This is a genomic window from Sphingomonas sp. GW822-FHT03G08 (genome assembly GCF_058801135.1).
In genome coordinates, this window is the sequence record NZ_JBXAMZ010000001.1 from 222,711 (window position 1) to 239,865 (window position 17,155).

Annotated in this window: 11 protein-coding genes; 5 read left to right on the forward strand and 6 right to left on the reverse strand. The window is 67.4% G+C overall.

Annotation, left to right across the window (positions count from 1 at the left end; all coding sequences use genetic code 11):
* The first annotated feature begins 72 nt into the window (after window positions 1-72).
* The 4 genes from AC1RJ5_RS00830 (at window position 73) to AC1RJ5_RS00845 (ending at window position 10,259) form a co-directional block, all read left to right on the forward strand.
* Window positions 73-2,106 carry a malate synthase G gene (locus AC1RJ5_RS00830; protein ID WP_493111176.1) on the forward strand — a complete coding sequence of 678 codons (2,034 nt, stop codon included), beginning with the start codon at window positions 73-75 and terminating at the stop codon, window positions 2,104-2,106.
* Window positions 2,107-2,216: 110 nt separating this feature from the next.
* On the forward strand, window positions 2,217-4,517 hold the full coding sequence (locus tag AC1RJ5_RS00835) for an autotransporter assembly complex protein TamA (protein WP_493111178.1): 2,301 nt from the start codon (window positions 2,217-2,219) through the stop codon (window positions 4,515-4,517).
* Window positions 4,517-8,743, forward strand: coding sequence for a translocation/assembly module TamB domain-containing protein (locus tag AC1RJ5_RS00840; protein ID WP_493111180.1), 4,227 nt, complete (start codon window positions 4,517-4,519; stop codon window positions 8,741-8,743). The genes AC1RJ5_RS00835 and AC1RJ5_RS00840 overlap by 1 nt, the downstream gene beginning before the upstream one ends.
* A 52-nt stretch (window positions 8,744-8,795) precedes the next feature.
* Window positions 8,796-10,259 (forward strand): flavin-containing monooxygenase, encoded by a 1,464-nt coding sequence (locus AC1RJ5_RS00845; RefSeq protein WP_269575515.1) that lies wholly within the window; start codon window positions 8,796-8,798, stop codon window positions 10,257-10,259.
* Here the strand turns inward: AC1RJ5_RS00845 and AC1RJ5_RS00850 are convergent.
* From AC1RJ5_RS00850 to AC1RJ5_RS00870, 5 genes are all read right to left on the reverse strand, one after another.
* Complete coding sequence (locus AC1RJ5_RS00850; RefSeq protein WP_493111182.1) at window positions 10,256-11,467, reverse strand: flavin monoamine oxidase family protein; 1,212 nt, start codon at window positions 11,465-11,467, stop codon at window positions 10,256-10,258. The two genes, AC1RJ5_RS00845 and AC1RJ5_RS00850, sit on opposite strands and share 4 nt — an antisense overlap.
* Window positions 11,464-11,919, reverse strand: a complete 456-nt coding sequence (locus AC1RJ5_RS00855) for a MaoC family dehydratase (protein ID WP_269575513.1) — start codon at window positions 11,917-11,919, stop codon at window positions 11,464-11,466. Before AC1RJ5_RS00855 ends, AC1RJ5_RS00850 begins: the two co-directional genes overlap by 4 nt.
* A 113-nt stretch (window positions 11,920-12,032) precedes the next feature.
* Window positions 12,033-13,976 (reverse strand): acetyl/propionyl/methylcrotonyl-CoA carboxylase subunit alpha, encoded by a 1,944-nt coding sequence (locus AC1RJ5_RS00860; protein WP_493111185.1) that lies wholly within the window; start codon window positions 13,974-13,976, stop codon window positions 12,033-12,035.
* A gap of 124 nt (window positions 13,977-14,100) precedes the next feature.
* Entirely contained in the window at window positions 14,101-14,409 is a 309-nt protein-coding gene (locus tag AC1RJ5_RS00865; protein WP_269575511.1) for a DUF3088 family protein, read from the reverse strand.
* Window positions 14,406-14,909 carry a nuclear transport factor 2 family protein gene (locus tag AC1RJ5_RS00870; protein ID WP_493111187.1) on the reverse strand — a complete coding sequence of 168 codons (504 nt, stop codon included), beginning with the start codon at window positions 14,907-14,909 and terminating at the stop codon, window positions 14,406-14,408. Before AC1RJ5_RS00870 ends, AC1RJ5_RS00865 begins: the two co-directional genes overlap by 4 nt.
* Before the next feature lie 76 nt (window positions 14,910-14,985).
* Here AC1RJ5_RS00870 and AC1RJ5_RS00875 point away from each other — a divergent pair, with 76 nt between their 5' ends.
* Window positions 14,986-15,417: an endonuclease domain-containing protein gene (locus AC1RJ5_RS00875; RefSeq protein WP_493111189.1), complete on the forward strand. Its 432-nt coding sequence runs from the start codon at window positions 14,986-14,988 to the stop codon at window positions 15,415-15,417.
* A 20-nt stretch (window positions 15,418-15,437) separates the two neighbouring features.
* On the opposite strand, the gene AC1RJ5_RS00880 is transcribed toward AC1RJ5_RS00875, so the two are convergent.
* Window positions 15,438-17,039 (reverse strand): carboxyl transferase domain-containing protein, encoded by a 1,602-nt coding sequence (locus tag AC1RJ5_RS00880; RefSeq protein ID WP_342250487.1) that lies wholly within the window; start codon window positions 17,037-17,039, stop codon window positions 15,438-15,440.
* Between the last annotated feature and the right edge of the window lie 116 nt (window positions 17,040-17,155).

The following is a 17,155-nucleotide window of genomic DNA, read 5'->3' on the forward strand; positions in this document are numbered from 1 at the left end:
GACAGCTATCGCCTAAGCCGGGCGGGCCCTCCCCAGGCGAACACTTGAGTATCGTGTCGCAGGAGGATTTTCATGACCGTCATTCGTTCCGGCCTGTCCGTCGCCGAGCCGCTCGCGCGCTTCGTCGAGGAGCAGGTGCTGCCCGGGCTCGACATCGCGGCCGAGGGGTGGTGGGCCGGCGTGGCGGAGATCTTCGCCCGGTTCGCGCCGGAGAACCGGGCGCTGCTGGCCAAGCGCGATGCGCTGCAGGCGATGATCGACGTGAATCCGGGGCTGTCGGGCGACGAGAAGTTCCTGCGCGAGATCGGCTATCTGGTCGACGAACCGGCGCCGTTCGAGATCGGCACGCGCAACGTCGATCCCGAGATCGCGACCATGGCCGGGCCGCAGCTGGTGGTGCCGGCGCTCAATGCGCGCTTCGTGCTCAATGCGGCCAATGCGCGCTGGGGCAGCCTGTATGACGCGCTGTACGGGACGGATGCGCTGCCGGGCGCGGCGAAGCCGGGCGGCTATGATGCTGCGCGCGGGAGCGAGGTGATCGCCTATGCCAAGGCGTTTCTCGACAAGGCGGTGCCGCTGGCGAACGGGAGCTGGGAGGAACTGAGCGGAGAGCCGGTGCTGGCCGAGCCGGTGCAGCAGGTCGGGCCCTGGCTGTTCCGGCACAATGGCCTGCACATCGAAGTGGTGATCGACCGGGAGCATCCGATCGGGCGTGACGATCCCGCCGGCATCGCCGATGTCGTGCTGGAAAGTGCGCTGACCGCGATCGTCGACCTGGAGGACTCGATCGCCGCGGTCGATGCCGAGGACAAGGCTGCCGCCTATGCCAATTGGCTGGGGCTGATGCGCGGCGACCTGGAGGAAAGCTTCGACAAGGGGGGGCGGACGCTGACCCGGCGGCTCAATCCCGATCGCGGCGCGCTGCCCGGCCGGGCGCTGCTGTTCGTCCGCAATGTCGGGCATCTGATGACTACGCCGGCGCTGCATCTTGCCGATGGCAGCCAGGCGCCCGAGGGCGTGCTCGACGCGATCCTGACCAGCACGATCGCGCTCTACGACATTCGCGGCATGGGCCGGTATCGCAACAGCCGGACGGGCTCGATCTACATCGTGAAGCCCAAGATGCACGGGCCCGAGGAATGCGGCTTCACCAACGATCTGTTCGATGCGGTCGAGGACCTGCTCGTGCTGCCGCGCCACACGATCAAGGTGGGCGTGATGGATGAGGAGCGGCGGACCTCGGCCAATCTTGCGGCGTGCATCCATGCGGTGAAGGACCGAATCGTCTTCATCAACACCGGCTTCCTCGATCGCACCGGCGACGAGATCCATACCAGCATGCGCGCCGGGCCGATGATCCCCAAGGGCGAGATGAAGGGGGCGGACTGGATCAAGGCCTATGAGGACCGCAATGTCCGCATCGGGCTGGCGTGTGGGCTGAGCGGCAAGGCGCAGATCGGCAAGGGGATGTGGGCGGCGCCGGACCGGATGGCCGACATGCTCGCCCAGAAGATCGCGCATCCGATGAGCGGAGCCAACACCGCCTGGGTGCCGAGCCCGACCGCGGCTACGCTGCATGCGCTCCACTATCACCAGGTCGATGTCTTCGCCCGGCAGGAGGCGATTGCCGGCGAGGCGATCCCGCCGCTGGCGCCGCTGCTCAGCGTGCCGCTGGCCGAGGGGCGCAACTGGCAGGCCGAGGAAGTGACGCAGGAGCTCGACAACAACGCCCAGGGCATCCTTGGCTATGTCGTGCGCTGGATCGACCAGGGGGTGGGGTGCTCCAAGGTGCCCGACATCCATGACATCGGGCTGATGGAGGACCGGGCGACGCTGCGCATCTCCTCGCAGCACATGGCCAACTGGCTGCTCCACGGGGTGGCGCAGGCGGCGGATGTCGATGCGGCGCTCAGCCGGATGGCGGCCAAGGTCGACGCGCAGAATGCGGGCGATCCGCTCTACCTGCCGATGGCGGGGAACGAGGATACGAGCCTTGCCTTCCAGGCGGCGCGAGCGCTGGTCTTCGAGGGGCTGGAGCAGCCGAACGGCTATACCGAACCACTTCTCCACAGGTTTCGCGCCGAAGCGAAGGCTGTAGCGCGCTGAAATCGCTCGCTATTCGCAAAAAGGGGGACCCAAAGCGCATTTGGGTCGTTACGCTTGCGAGAGGGCCGGGGTAGGAACGCGGCTCGAAAGGGAGCGCGTTGCGTAGAGGGGTGAAGCGGATTTGGCTGGCGGCGCTCGCCGGTACGGCATTCGTGCCGGGGCTTGCGCATGCGCAGATCTCCGATCCGAAGCCGGGCCAGGGTGCACCGCCCTCCGGTCCCGCACCTGCGCCTTCGGCAAGCCCGACGCCTGCGCCGACTCCCGGGCAGAGCGGAACGGTCGTCGTCGCGCCGGTGGACGAGAGCCCGATCGTGCCCGATGCCGATTTCGAGGCGGCGATGCCCAAGATCGAGGGCGACATCAACGCGCCGCTGGAAGCGATGCCGTCGCCGACGGGTGGAGAGGCCAAGCCCGTGCCGACGACGCAGGGCCAGGCTACCCAGCAGATCCAGCAGCAGGCCGAGGAGACGTTCGCGGCGGCGCCGGCGGAAGATCCCGAATTCGCCAAACCGCTGCCGCCGCTTGCCGAGTTCAAGGTCGAGCCCGCGCCCGAGGACAAGGTCGCTGACAAGAAGTCGGTGACGATCCGCTATGTGACGCGCGAGGAAGGGCTGTCGGCGGTCGGGCTCGAGGGGCTGTTCGAGGATCTGTCGGCGCTGGAGAATGGCGGCGGGAAGGCGGCGAACGCCGCGATGGTCGCGGCGCGGGCGCGCGAGGACGAAAGGCTGGCGATACGGCTGCTCAATTCGCGCGGCTATTATGACGCGACCGCGCTCTCGACGATCGACCAGAACCCGAAGACCCCGGGCACCGTGACCGCGACGATCAGCGTGACGCCGGGGCCGCTCTACCGGCTGGGCGATGTGAAGGTGCAGAGCGATCCGACCATCCCGCCGGGACTGCTGCTGCGCGAGCTCAACCTCAATCCGGGCGATCCGATCGAGGCGGAGCGTGTGCAGGGCGCCGAGGCGAATGTGGCGCTGCGGCTGCCGCAACAGGGCTATCCCTTCGTCAAGGTCGGGCAGCGCGACATCCTGCTCGATGAGGAAAGCCATATCGGCGACTATACGCTGCCGGTGTCGCTGGGGCCGCGGGCGGTGTTCGGCGATATCCGCACCGAAGTGGGCACCGGCACGCTGGCCGAGCAGGCGGAGCGACGGGCGCAGCGCGGCGACGGCAGCGGGGCGAATGGCGAGCGGCGGCAGCGGCGCCAGCGCCGGGCGCGCAAGGTGGTGTTCGACACCAAGCACATCGAGGTGCTGCGCCGCTACAGGCCGGGCGACCTGTACGACGTGCGCGCGGTGGACGACCTGCGCGAGGCGATGATCGCGACCAGCCTGTTCTCCACCGTCTCGGTCGAGCCGGTGCGGACCGACAAGGCGGGGCCGGACGGGACCGAGGTGGTCGACCTGCTGGTGCGCCAGAACCCCGGCCCGGCGCGGACGCTGGCGGCGGAGCTGGGCTATTCGACCGGGCAGGGCATCCGCCTGACCGGCAGCTGGACGCACCGCAACCTGTTCCCACCCGAAGGCGCGCTGATCGTCGCGGGTGTGCTCGGCACGCAGGAACAGGGGCTGACCACCACCTTCCGCCGATCGAACGCCGGGCAGCGCGACAGGACCTTCCAGATAGCCGCGCAGCTCAACCACCAGGATTATGACGCGTACGAGAGCTACACCGGCACGCTCTCGTTCCGCTATTCGCGCGATTCCACGCCGATCTGGCAGAAGCGCTGGACCTATTATTACGGGGCCGAGCTGGTCGGATCGAACGAGGATCGCTGGAACTACAACAGCAACCAGCGCGACCGCGGCACCTGGCTGATCGCCGCCGCGCCGCTGTTCCTCGGCTATGACAGCTCGGACAATCTGCTGAACCCGACGCGAGGCTTCCGGATCAAGGGGAATGCCAGCCCCGAGACCTCGGTGCGCGGCGCGGCGCGGCCCTATGCGCGGTTCATGCTGGAAGGGACCTATTACCAGCCGGTTTCGACCAACATCGTGGTTGCCGGGCGGGCGCGCGTCGGCTCGATCGTGGGCATCGCACGCGACGACCTGCCGCCCTCGCGGCGCTATTATGCAGGCGGCGGCGGATCGGTGCGCGGCTTCGGCTACCAGGAGCTTGGCCCGCGATCGCCCGACGGCAAGCCGGTGGGCGGGCGGAGCTTCAACGAGTTCGCGATCGAAGCGCGGTACCGCTTCGGCAATTACGGCATCGTGCCGTTCATCGATGCCGGCCAGGTCTATGAGGGCATCTACCCGACGGGGCAGAATATCCGCTTCGGCGCGGGTATCGGTGGGCGGCTCTACACCAATTTCGGCCCGATCCGCGTTGATGTCGCCACGCCGATCAAGCGCAAGCCGGGTGAATCGAAGATCTCGCTCTACATCTCGATCGGGCAGGCCTTCTGATGGCGGAGGATACGCCCGAGGCTGTGGTGACGGCTGAGCCCGAGGTTGTGGTGGTTCGGCGGCCGCTGTGGCAGCGCGTGGCGAAATGGACTGGGATCGCGCTCGCCGGGCTGGCATTGGCTGTGGGCGCGTTGGTGCTGGGGATCAACACCCAGCCCGGCCGGCGCTTCGTTGCCGACCGGATCGCGGCGCTGACGCTGGGATCGGGGCTCAACTTCCGGATCGGGCGGATCGACGGATCGCTCTACGGCGCGATGGTCCTGCGCGACGTGCAGGTGCGCGACATCAAGGGCGTGTTCGCTACCACCCGCGAGATCCGGATGGACTGGCGGCCGTTCGCCTATCTCAATAACCGCGTGGATATCCGCAGCCTCACCAGCCCCGAGCTGAAGCTGCTGCGCATGCCGGCGCTCAAGGCCTCGGGCGACCCCAACGCGCCCCTGCTGCCTGACCTCAACATCGATATCGGCCGGCTCGACGTGGCGCGGATCGACATCGCCAAGGAAGTCGACGGGCGTGCCCGCTATCTCGGGCGGCTGGCGGGCAAGGCGCATCTGGCCGATGGCCGCGCACAGCTGGTGCTCGACGGCGCGACGCTGACCGCGCCGGGCGTGGCCGGCGGCGACAAGCTGGCGCTCCGGCTCGACGCGACGCCGGACAAGAACCGGTTCGACATCGACATGAAGCTCGATGCGCCGGCCAAGGGGCTAGTCGCCGGGCTGGCGGGGCTTGAGGCGCCGCTGGGGCTGACGGTGAACGGCAAGGGCGACTGGGCGCGCTGGCAGGGCAAGGCACTGGGCACGCTGGGTGGCGCACAGCTCGCCAATCTCGACCTGATCGCGACCAATGGCCGCTTCCAGCTGCGCGGGCCGCTGCATCCGGGCGTGTGGCTGAAGGGGCCGGTCGAACGGCTGGCCTCGCCGCAGCTCGATCTCGACCTCGACGCCAAATGGGCCGACCGTGTCGCCGATGGCGTGGTCAAGCTCCACTCCGATGCGCTGTCGGTCGAGGCCAAGGGCAAGATCGACTTGGGGCATAACCGGTTCGATGACTTCATGGTCGACGGTATCCTGCTCAAGGCCGGGGCGATCGCGCCGAACCTGGTCGGGCGATCGGTGCGTGCGTCGCTCGCGCTGGACGGCGCGTTCAATCGGCCGGTGGTCGACTACGAGCTGAGCGCGGGTGCGATCGGCTTTGGCGAGACGGTGGCCGAGCAGCTCTATGCCGAGGGCCGGGCGCAGGTGGATGCCAATCGCATCCTCGTGCCGGTGCGGGCGCGGGCGAAGCGGGTCTCCGGACTGAACGCCGCGGCGGGCGGGCTGGTGACCAACCTGACGGTGAATGGCGATCTCGCGATCTCCGGCCAGCAGGTGCTGTCCGACAATCTCCGCATCCGATCGGACAAGATCGATGCGACCGCGATCATCGCCGCCGATGTCGGCAAGGGCCGCTATACCGGCGCGCTCAAGGGGCGAGTGAACGACTATCAGATCGACGGGGTCGGTATCGTCGACCTGCGGACCGATGCCGAACTCTATGCGGCGCCGGGCGGCGGCTGGGGCATCAAGGGCCATATCGCCGGCAATTCGCGCAAGATCTTCAACGATGGCGCGCGCGAGTTCCTGGGTGGCAATGCCGTCGCCTCGGCGCGGCTGGTGCTCGATCCCAAGGGCGTGATCAGCATCAGCGACGTCAAGATGAAGGCGCCCAAGTTCCGCGTGCTGCGTGGCTCCGGGCGCTATGATCCGGCGGGGCCGATCCTGATCAATGCCGATGCGGTTTCCGACGATTACGGTCCGCTGACCGCGCGGGTTACCGGCACCCTGAACGCACCGGTGGTGCTGTTGAAGGCGGCCAAGCCGGGGCTGGGCATCGGGCTCGCCAATCTCGAGGCGCAGGTGCGCGGGCGCGGCAATGCCTGGGCGGTGCTGGCCAGGGGCGACACCGATTACGGGCCGTTCAACGCCGATGTGCTGGTGCGCACCGGCAACCGGCTGGCGATCGACATCAATTCGGGCCGCTTCGCCGGCATGGATATCACCGGCAAGATCGCGCAGACCGCCGCCGGGCCGTTCGAGGGCGCGCTGGCGTTCAACGGATCGGGCGTGGTCGGCCGCGCGGCGCTGTCCGCGCAAGGCAAGCTGCAGCGGGCGGACGTGAAGGCGACGGCGTCCAACGCGAAGATACCGGGGGCTGCCGGGCTGACGATCGGGCGCGCCCTGATCGACGGCAATATCGTGCTGGCCGATACGCCGGAGATCAACGGCGACGTGCAGGTGGCGAATCTGCGCCAGGGCAATTTCGTGCTCAAGACCGGGCGGGCCAAGATCGCCTATGCCGGCGGCAACGGCACCGCGCAGCTCTTCGCCAATGGTTCGACCGGCGTGCCGTTCCAGATCGCCGCGAACGCGAAGCTGGCGCCGGACGACTGGCTGGTGGCGGTGCAGGGGCAGGGCAGCGGGATCGGCTTCAAGACCGCCCAGCCGGCGCGGATCGAGCGGCGCGACGGCGTGTATCACCTGCTGCCGACCAAGCTGGATTTCGACAAGGGCAGCGCGCGCATCGCCGGCAGCTATGGCAAGGGCATGGTGCTGCAGGCGCGGCTCGACAGTCTCGATATTTCGGTGGTCAATGCCTTCGTTCCCGATCTCGGTATCGGTGGCACCGCGACCGGCAGCCTGGATTTCGCCCAGACTTCGCCCGAGGCTTTTCCGAGCGCCGATGCGCGGCTGGAGATCAGCGACTTCACCCGGGCCAGCCTGGCCAGCGTGTCAACGCCGGTGAACGTCAGCTTCGTCGGCAAGCTGCTGCCCAATGGCGGCGACGCGCGGGCGCTGATCCGCCGGGGCAACACGACGATCGGCCGCGTGATCGCGACGCTGAGCCCGCTCGGGCCCGACGCGGGCAGCTGGACCGAGCGGATGTTCGCCGCGCCGCTCTCGGGCGGCATCCGGTATAACGGGCCTGCGGCAGTGCCTTTCTCGCTGGCGGGGCTTTCGGGCCAGCAGCTCGACGGGCCGATCGGGATCGCGGCGGACTTCTCGGGCAAGGTCGAGGCGCCGCAGCTGGCCGGTGTCGTGCGGGCCAGCAACCTCACCTACGAGAACGAGAATTTCGGCACCCGGCTTACGGGCATGCAGATCGACGGCACCTTCTCGAACGACGAGTTCCTCCTCAATTCGCTGACCGCCAGGGCCGGTGAGGGGACGGTGAAGGCGCAGGGCAAGGTGAGCCTGTCTTCGGCGAACGGCTATCCGATCGCGATCACCGCCGATCTCGATAATGCCCGGCTGGCGCGCAGCGATGCGCTGGGAGCGACCGCGACGGGCCGGATCACGATCACCAAGAACCCGCAGGTCTCGCGGATCGACGGACGGCTGACCGTGCCCGAGGCGCATTACCAGATCATCCGCCAGGGCGCCGCCGAAGTGCCCGAATTGACCGGCGTGCGCCGCAAGAACCCCAATGGCCAGGAGGATACGCCGGCACAGGTGATCCGCCGCTCCTTCGGCGATTTCGACCTCAACCTGCGCATCAACGCCGACAACCGGCTGTTCGTGAACGGCATGGGGCTGGAGAGCGAGTGGCGGGCACAGGTGACGGTGCGCGGCACGACGCTGGCGCCCGATGTGCGCGGCACGATGGAGATTGTGCGCGGCACCTACAGTTTCGCCAGCCGGCGCTTCGACATCAGCCGCGGCACGATCCGCTTCCAGGGATCGACGCTGACCAATCCCTCGGTCGATATCCAGGCGAGCACGACGGCGGAGGGGATCACCGCGATCCTGACCGTGTCGGGCACCGCGCAGCAGCCGCAGATCGCATTCAGCTCGACGCCGACGCTGCCGCAGGAGGAAGTGCTGGCGCGGCTGTTCTTCGGGACGAACGTGACGAACCTGTCGGCGACCGAGGCGATCCAGCTGGCGGCGGCGCTCCAGTCGCTGAGCAGCACCGGCGGCGGGCTTAATCCGCTCGGCCAGCTCAAATCGGCCACGGGCATCGACCGGCTGCGAATCCTGGGCGCTGATGACGTGACCGGACGCGGCATGGCACTGGCGGCGGGCAAGTATCTGACCGATGACATCTATGTGGAGATCATCACCGACGCGCGGGGCTTCACCGCCACGCAGCTGGAGATCTCGCTGAGCCGCACGCTGAGCCTGCTCTCGCAGGCCGGGTCGTTCGGCGGATCGAGCGTCAGCCTCAAATATTCGCGGGATTATTGAGCCTGCCCGTTTCTCTGCTTACAGTGATGTAAACAGAAGATCGGGAGAGGACATGGCCGAGCATTTCGACGTGGTGATCGTAGGCGCCGGAATCTCCGGCGTCGGCGCGGCCTGGCACCTGCAGAAGAACAGCCCGGACCGCTCCTATGTCGTGCTCGAGGGGCGCGAGCGGCTGGGCGGGACCTGGGACCTGTTCCGCTATCCGGGCATCCGATCGGACTCGGACATGTTCACGCTCGGCTTCTCCTTCCGGCCCTGGACCGAGAGCAAGGCGATCGCCGACGGTCCCTCGATCCTCAACTATCTCGACGAGGCCGTGAAGGACTACGGCATCGACGAGCATATCCGCTATTCGACGCGGGTGACGGGGGCGAGCTGGTCTTCAGCCGACGCATTATGGACCGTCACCGCCGAACGGGGCGGGGAAGCGGTGACCTTCACCTGCGCCTTCCTGTTCCTGTGCACCGGCTATTATAATTACGCGCGGGGCTACACGCCCGATTTCGCCGGCGTGGCAGACTTCAAGGGGCGGGTGGTCCATCCGCAATTCTGGACGCCGGAGATCGACTACAAGGACAAGCGCGTCGTCGTGATCGGCAGCGGCGCGACCGCGGTGACCCTGGTGCCCGAGTTGGCCAAGCAGGCGGCGCATGTGACGATGCTGCAGCGCTCGCCGACCTACATCGTCTCGCGGCCCTCGCAGGACGCGGTGGCGAACTGGATGCGCAGCTGGATGCCGGCGAAGACCGCCTATGGCATCACGCGGTGGAAGAATGTGCTGCTCCAGCAATTCTTCTACGGGCTGGCGCGCAAGAACCCGGACAAGGCCAGGGAACGGATCGTCCAGATGGTCCAGGACGAGCTGGGGCCGGACTATGACGTGGGGACGCACTTCACCCCGCGCTACAATCCCTGGGACCAGCGCGTATGCCTGGTGCCCGATGCGGACCTGTTCGCTTCGATCAAGACCGGCAAGGCCGAGGTGGTGACCGACACGATCGATCACTTCACGGCGGACGGGCTCAAGCTCGGCTCGGGCAAGGAGATCGCGGCCGACCTGGTGGTGACCGCGACGGGGCTGGAGATCCAGCTGTTCAGCGGGATGCCGATCCGTGTCGATGGCAAGGCCTTCGATCCCGGCAAGGCGATGACCTACAAGGGCATGATGTTCGCGGACGTGCCCAATTTCGCGATCTCGTTCGGCTATACCAATGCGAGCTGGACGCTGAAGAGCGACCTGACCGCGAACTATGTGACGCGGCTGCTCAATGCGATGAAGAAGCGCGGGATGCGCCAGGTGACCCCGCGGATCGCGGCGCCGGTGGAGGAAGTCCCGTTCCTCGACTTCACCTCGGGCTATGTCCAGCGCGCCAACGACAAGCTGCCGCGCCAGGGCTCGCGCAAGCCGTGGCGGCTGAACCAGAATTACGCGCGCGACGTGATGGCGCTCAAGTTCGGCGGGATCGACCAGGAGATGGAGTTTTCCAATCCTGTGGCGCGGGGGAAGGCGGCCTAGAGCAGCGCCTTCGCTGCCGCGACGCCGGTGTTGTAGGCGCCGTGGGCGGTGGAGAATTCGCCGTCCGAGGTCGCTTCGCCGGCGAAGCGGATGCGCGGGTCGGCGCCGGCGCGCAGCACCGCGCGCGCGGCGTGCTGGCCGGGGCGGGCGTGGCTGTAGCCGCCCAGGACATAGGTCTCGCGGCCCCAGGCCGAGCCGGCGACGAACCGGAGCTTCCTGCGCCAGTCGCTGCCGAGCAGGTGGACCAGCTCGCCGATCGCGAAATCGGCGGCGCCGTTCAACCCTGCCTTCTCCATCGCCCGCGCGCCTTCGCCGCCGAGCATGCACTCGACCAGCGGCCGGCCGAGCGGCTTGAGCGTATAGGTGCCGGTCAGCGCGCTGCGTGGATTGCCGAGGAGATGGGCGTTGTCGTCGACATCATCCGCGTCCTCCAGCGTGAAGAACAGCTTGTCGGCCAGGCCGAGCGGGAGCTGGGCGGCGGCGTGGAGGATCGCGTCGTGCCCCGGCAGGCGGATCGCGCCGCTGGCGAGGACGTTGCTCGAGACGGTGATGATCGCGGAATTCGCGGTGATGCTCCCGCGCGGGGTCTCGATGCGGAGCTGCCGGCCCGAGGTGTCGATCGCGGTGACCGGAGTGCCGAGCACTAACGGCAGCCAGGCGGCGTGCGAGGAGACCAGCGCGCCATAGCCCTGCTCGACGCGCCAGTTCACGTCGATCGATTCGTCTTCATAGGCCTGCCAGTCGATCGCCGACATCTCGCGCATCGGGGCGCCGTTGATATAGCCGGAGAGCGCGTCGAGCGCGGGGTTCCATTCGCCGTTCGGAGGCAGGAGATCGGCGGCGCAGTCGCTGGGCGGTGGGGTGCGCATCGCCTCCATGAAGGCTTCGAATGCGTGCCACAGCGCCTGCTGCTCGGCCTTGGTCGCGCCGATTTCGCGCCATTGCTCGCCCCAGCGGGCCGGGGCGCGATAGACGGTGAAGCCGCGCGCCTCCGCAATGCCTACCCACGGGTTCTTCGGCGCCGAATGGAGCCAGCCCGCGCCCATGTCGATCGGCATGCCGGCGATATGGACGGTATGGGCGCGGCCGCCGAGCCGGTCCTGCGCCTCGAGCAGCAGCACGTCTCTTCCGGCATCGGCGAGGGTGCGCAGCGCGCCGACGCCCGCCGCACCGCCGCCGATCACGACGATGTCGGCATGGTCCGTCATGCCGCCGGCCGGCTCTTGAGCAGGGCCGAGCGCAGGCATTCGCAGACCAGTTCGCCGCGCTGGTTGAGCATGCGGTGCTGCCAGGTGACGATGCCCTGGCCGGGGCGCGACTTGCTGGGGCGCAGCTCGACCACTTCGCTCTCGGCGTGCAGCGTGTCGCCGATGAAGACGGGCTTGGGCATGCGTAGCTGGTCATAGCCGAGATTGGCGACCAGCGTGCCGGCGGTGGTGTCGCCTACGGTGATGCCGACCATCAGGCTGAAGGTGAAGGTGCCGTTGACGAGGATCTGGCCGAACTCGCTCGCCTTCGCCGCCTCAGCATCGAGGTGGAGCGGCTGGGTGTTGTGGGTCATCGTCGAGAACAGCAGGTTGTCGGTCTCCGTCACCGTGCGGCGGAGTTCGTGGGCGACGGTGTCGCCGACCTGCCATTCGTCGTAGAACCTGCCTGCCATTCGATCCGCCTTCTTCTTCGTCATGCTGAACTTGTTTCAGCATCCAAGGCACCACAAGCGGTATCGCCCGTGGAAGGTTGGACCCTGAAACAAGTTCAGGGTGACGGTTGGGGTTAGTCCGCCTTCTCGACCTTCACCAGCAGCGTACCTTCGCTCACCTGGCTGCCTTGCGCCACGGTGAGCTCGGCGACGATGCCATCGAACGGGGCGGTGAGGCCATGTTCCATCTTCATCGCCTCCAGCGTTACCAGGCGCTGGCCCTTGGCGACGCTGTCGCCCGCCGCGACTTCGACCGAGGTCACGCGGCCCGGCATCGGGGCGAGGATCGCGCCGTCGCCGGCCGAGGCACTGCCCTGGGCGACATTCGACGACGGCAAGGTGAAGTAATGCGCAGCCAGGCCATCCTCCGCCTGCACCCAGACAGCGTCCCTTTCGATGTCATAATGGTCAGGCTCGAGCGGCCCGGTCGCATCCAGGTCGATGTCCATTGTCTGCCCATCGACCGCGAGCCTGACGGTATGATTGGCGGCAGCGTTCAGCCGGAAGCCGAACAGCGGATTCCAGGACGTCGAAGCGGACGCCACCCATTCGCGGCCGCCGTCGCTCGAAAGAACGGGCTGCTCGGCAAGCCGCTTGTCCGGATGGGCCAGCAGCAGCAATGCCCCGGCCGAGAGAATGCGCGCGTCCGGCACCTCCCGTTCCACCAGGCTGTCGAGCCTGCGCTCGATCAGGCGGGTATCGACGTTGCCCATAGCGAATTCGTGCGTTGCCAGCAGCTTGGCCATGAACTCGGCATTGGTGTGCACCGGCTGGATGCGAACCTCGCGACACGCATCATAGAGCCGCACGCGCGCTTCCTCGCGGTCGTTGCCGTGCACGACGAGCTTGGCGATCATCGGATCGTAGAAGGAACTGACCGCGCCGCCGCGGATCACGCCAGTCTCGATGCGGATGCCGTAGGGCAGCGCGAACGTATCGAGCTGTCCGATGCTCGGCAGGAAGCCCTTGGCCGGGTCCTCGGCATAGAGCCGCGCTTCCATGGCGTGGCCGTCGATCTCAAGCTCGTCCTGGCGGAGCGGCAGCGGCTCGCCCGAGGCGACGCGCAGCTGCCATTCGACCAGGTCCTGGCCGGTGATCTCCTCGGTCACCGGATGCTCGACCTGGAGGCGGGTGTTCATCTCCATGAACCAGATACGGTCGGCGCGCAGGCCTTCGCTGGCGTCGGCGATGAACTCGATCGTGCCGGCGCCGACATAGTCGACCGCCTGCGCGGCGCGGACGGCGGCAGCGCAGATCGTTTCGCGCGTTTCTTCGTCCATGCCCGGCGCGGGGGCTTCCTCGATCACCTTCTGGTGGCGGCGCTGGAGCGAGCAGTCGCGCTCGAACAGGTGGACCACATTGCCGTGCGTGTCGCCGAACACCTGCACTTCGATATGGCGCGGCGAGAGAATGTACTTCTCGAGCAGCACCCGGTCGTCGCCGAACGAGCTGGCGGCCTCGCGCTTGCAGGAAGCGAGGGCGTCGAGGAACTCCCCCGCAGCCTCGACCAGCCGCATGCCCTTGCCGCCGCCGCCGGCCACGGCCTTGATAAGCACGGGATAGCCGATCGCGTCCGCCTCTGCCTGGAGCCGGTCGGGAGACTGGTCCTCGCCGAGATAGCCGGGGGTGACGGGCACGCCGGCGGCGATCATCCGTGCCTTGGCGGCATCCTTCAGGCCCATGGCGCGGATGCTGTCGGGCTTCGGGCCGACCCAGACCAGCCCGGCAGCGATCACCGCTTCGGCGAAGTCGGCATTCTCCGACAGGAAGCCATAGCCGGGGTGGATCGCCTCTGCCCCAGTCGCCTTGGCAGCTGCGATGATCTTGTCGCCGACCAGATAGCTCTCGCGGGCGGGCGAGGGGCCGATATGGACGGCCTGATCCGCCTGGCGAACATGGAGCGCTTTCGCGTCGGCATCGGAGAAGACCGCGACGGTGCGGATGCCCATCTCGCGCGCGGTGCGGATGATGCGGCAGGCGATCTCGCCGCGATTGGCGATAAGCAGGGACCGGATCATCGATATTCAACCATCTGGTTGTGCATTATCTTGAATCCCTTGAATCCCCACGCATGTGCGAGCGGCCGACATTGGGGCGCTCCAGAATCTCGTTTCAACATGGAAAATCCTACATTTCCAGTGCTCAAGGGTGGCGCTCCGGGAAACCATGACGTTCGGCGAGAGCCGCCAGCAACGCTTCGATGTCGTTGGCGAAGCCACCGTCCCAAACCAGGGCCGGCAGGTTCTGGTTGTCCGCGCCGATTGCCTCCACCACCGCCGCGCGGGGGCGCGGCCAGGCGACGCGGACGACGTCGATGTCCTTCGCGCGCTCGGGGAAGGTGGCGAGCAGGCCTTCCACGATCATGCATTCCTTGCAGTAGAAATGCCGCTCGCCGCCATGGGCCGGATCGGCCCAGTCGGGGTCGAGCAGGAAGAGGGTGTCGCGGCTCATTGCACGGTGCACCCGGTGGTGCGCTGCGACCAGGTGACGTTGAGCACCTTCCAGCTGCCATTCTCGCGAAGCAGGTCGAAATGGTTGATGCCGCAATGGTGCGCCTTGCCGTCGATCAGGAAGACATAAGGCGCCCAGACCATGGCGATGTCGCCATCGACTTCGATCGCGGGGGTGGAGATGCGCTCCTCCAGCTTCTCCGGGCCGGGCTTGATGCCGCCGGCGAAATCGGCCCAGCTGAGGTGGCGGATCGCGCGGCTGCCGTCGGGCTTCTCGACCGCGACGGTGGCACCGCCCTCGGGGCGCGTCTGGGCAAGGATCGCGGCGCCGTCATGCGCGGCGAGCCCGGCGAACATGGCGTTGATCGGGGCGAGCACCGCGGCGGCTTCCGCGTCCTCATAGGGGAGCGGGTTGGCGGGGGGGAGCTTGGGGGTGGGGGTGGTCTGTGCCAGCGCGGGGAGTGGGGCGAGGAGGAGGGCGGCTGCGACAACAAGCTTCATAGCGGACCTTTCAATTCCTCCCCGAGCTAGTCTCGGGGAGGGGGACCATGCGAAGCATGGTGGAGGGGCAGGTGCGATGTTCAAGGATCATGCGCCGAAAGGGAGCAAGCGCGCCGTGCAGCGGGCGCGAGCGCGGCGACGTGAGATGAGTTTGCCGGAGGGGCTGTTGTGGCGGGAGCTGCGCAAGCGACCGGCCGGGCTCAAGTTTCGTCACGAGCATGCCACGGGTGTGTTCAGTCTTGATTTCTACTGTAGCGATGCGCGGCTTGCCATTGAGGTGGATGGCGAGGCGCATGGATTTGGCGAGCGGCCTGATCGGGATGCTCGGCGGGACGCATGGTTGGCGGAATGCGGGATCGTGACGTTGCGGGTTCCGGCGGTGGAGGTCTTGCGGGATCTGGATGCTGTACTGCGCGGGATCGTTGCGGAAGCGCTTGCGCGCTTGCCCCTCCACCACCCGGCTTCGCCGGGCGGTCCCCCTCCCCGAGACAAGCTCGGGGAGGAATGAAGATGGGGCTTCTGATCGCATCACATCCGGAACACGCCGAACGCGGGCCGCTCCGGGATCGGCGCGTTGAGCGTTGCGGCCAGCGCGATGCCGAGGACGTCACGGGTCTGGGCCGGGTCGATGATGCCGTCGTCCCATAGCCGCGCGGTGGCGTGCCAGGGGTTGCCTTCGTCCTCGTAGCGCTGGCGGATCGGGGCCTTGAAGGCTTCCGTCTCCTCCGGCGTCCATTTGTCGGCATCGCGGTGGACTGTGGCGAGCACCGAAGCGGCTTGCTCTCCGCCCATCACCGAGATGCGGCTGTTGGGCCAGGTGAACAGGAAGCGGGGCGAATAGGCGCGGCCGCACATGCCGTAATTGCCGGCGCCGAAGCTGCCGCCGATCAGCACGGTGATCTTGGGTACGGTCGCGGTGGCGACAGCGGTGACCAGCTTTGCGCCATGTTTTGCAATGCCTTCCGCCTCATACTTGCCGCCGACCATGAAGCCGGAGATGTTCTGGAGGAAGAGCAGGGGGATGCGGCGCTGACAGCATAGCTCGATGAAATGCGCGCCCTTCTGCGCGCTCTCGCTGAACAGCACGCCGTTATTGGCGATGATGCCGACCGGCATGCCCCAGATATGCGCAAAGCCGCAGACCAGCGAGCTGCCGTAGAGCGCCTTGAACTCGTGGAATTCGCTGTTGTCGGTGATCCGGGCGATCACCTCGTGCACGTCATAGGGTGCGCGGACGTCTTCGGGGATGATCCCGTAAAGCTCTTCGGCTTCGTATTTCGGCGCGCGGGGATCGAGCAGCTTGAGGTCCGGCTCGCGATCGGCGGGGAGGTGGCTGATAATGTCGCGGACGATGGTCAGCGCATGCTCGTCATTCTCGGCGAGATGATCGACCACGCCCGACTTGCGCGCATGCAGGTCGCCGCCGCCCAGGTCCTCGGCGCTGATCACTTCGCCGGTGGCGGCCTTCACCAGCGGCGGGCCGGCGAGGAAGATCGTGCCCTGCTCGCGGACGATCACCGTCTCGTCGGACATGGCGGGGACATAGGCGCCGCCCGCCGTGCAGCTGCCCATCACACAGGCGATCTGCGGGATGCCCTTGGCCGACATGTTCGCCTGGTTGAAGAAGATCCGGCCGAAATGATCGCGATCGGGGAAGACCTCGGCCTGGTGGGGCAGATTGGCGCCGCCCGAATCGACCAGGTAGATGCAGGGCAGGCGGTTCTGCTCGGCGATCTCCTGGGCGCGGAGATGCTTCTTCACCGTCATCGGATAATAGGTGCCGCCCTTCACCGTGGCGTCGTTGCAGACGATCATCACGGTGCGGCCGGAGACGCGGCCGACTCCGGCGATCATGCCGGCGCCGGGGACTTCGCCCTCGTACATGTCGCAGGCGGCGAGCTGGCCGATTTCGAGGAACGGCGCGCCCGGATCGAGCAGCCGCTCGACGCGTTCGCGGGGCAGCAGCTTGCCGCGACTGGTGTGGCGGGTGCGCGAAGCCTCAGAGCCGCCGAGCGCTGCCTGGGCGACATCGGCGCGGAGCTGATCGACCAGCGCGCGGTTATGGGCGGCACGCGCGCGGAATTCCGCGCTGTCGGCCGCAACCCTCGAATCGAGCACCGGGGCGCTCATAGATAGGGCATCCTTCCTGTCCTAGTTTTCTTCTCCCTACACCGCCGGAGCGGGCATGGGAAGGTGCTGGCGAAAAGGGAAACGCAGGAGTAGCACCCCTGCCATACAGCAATACA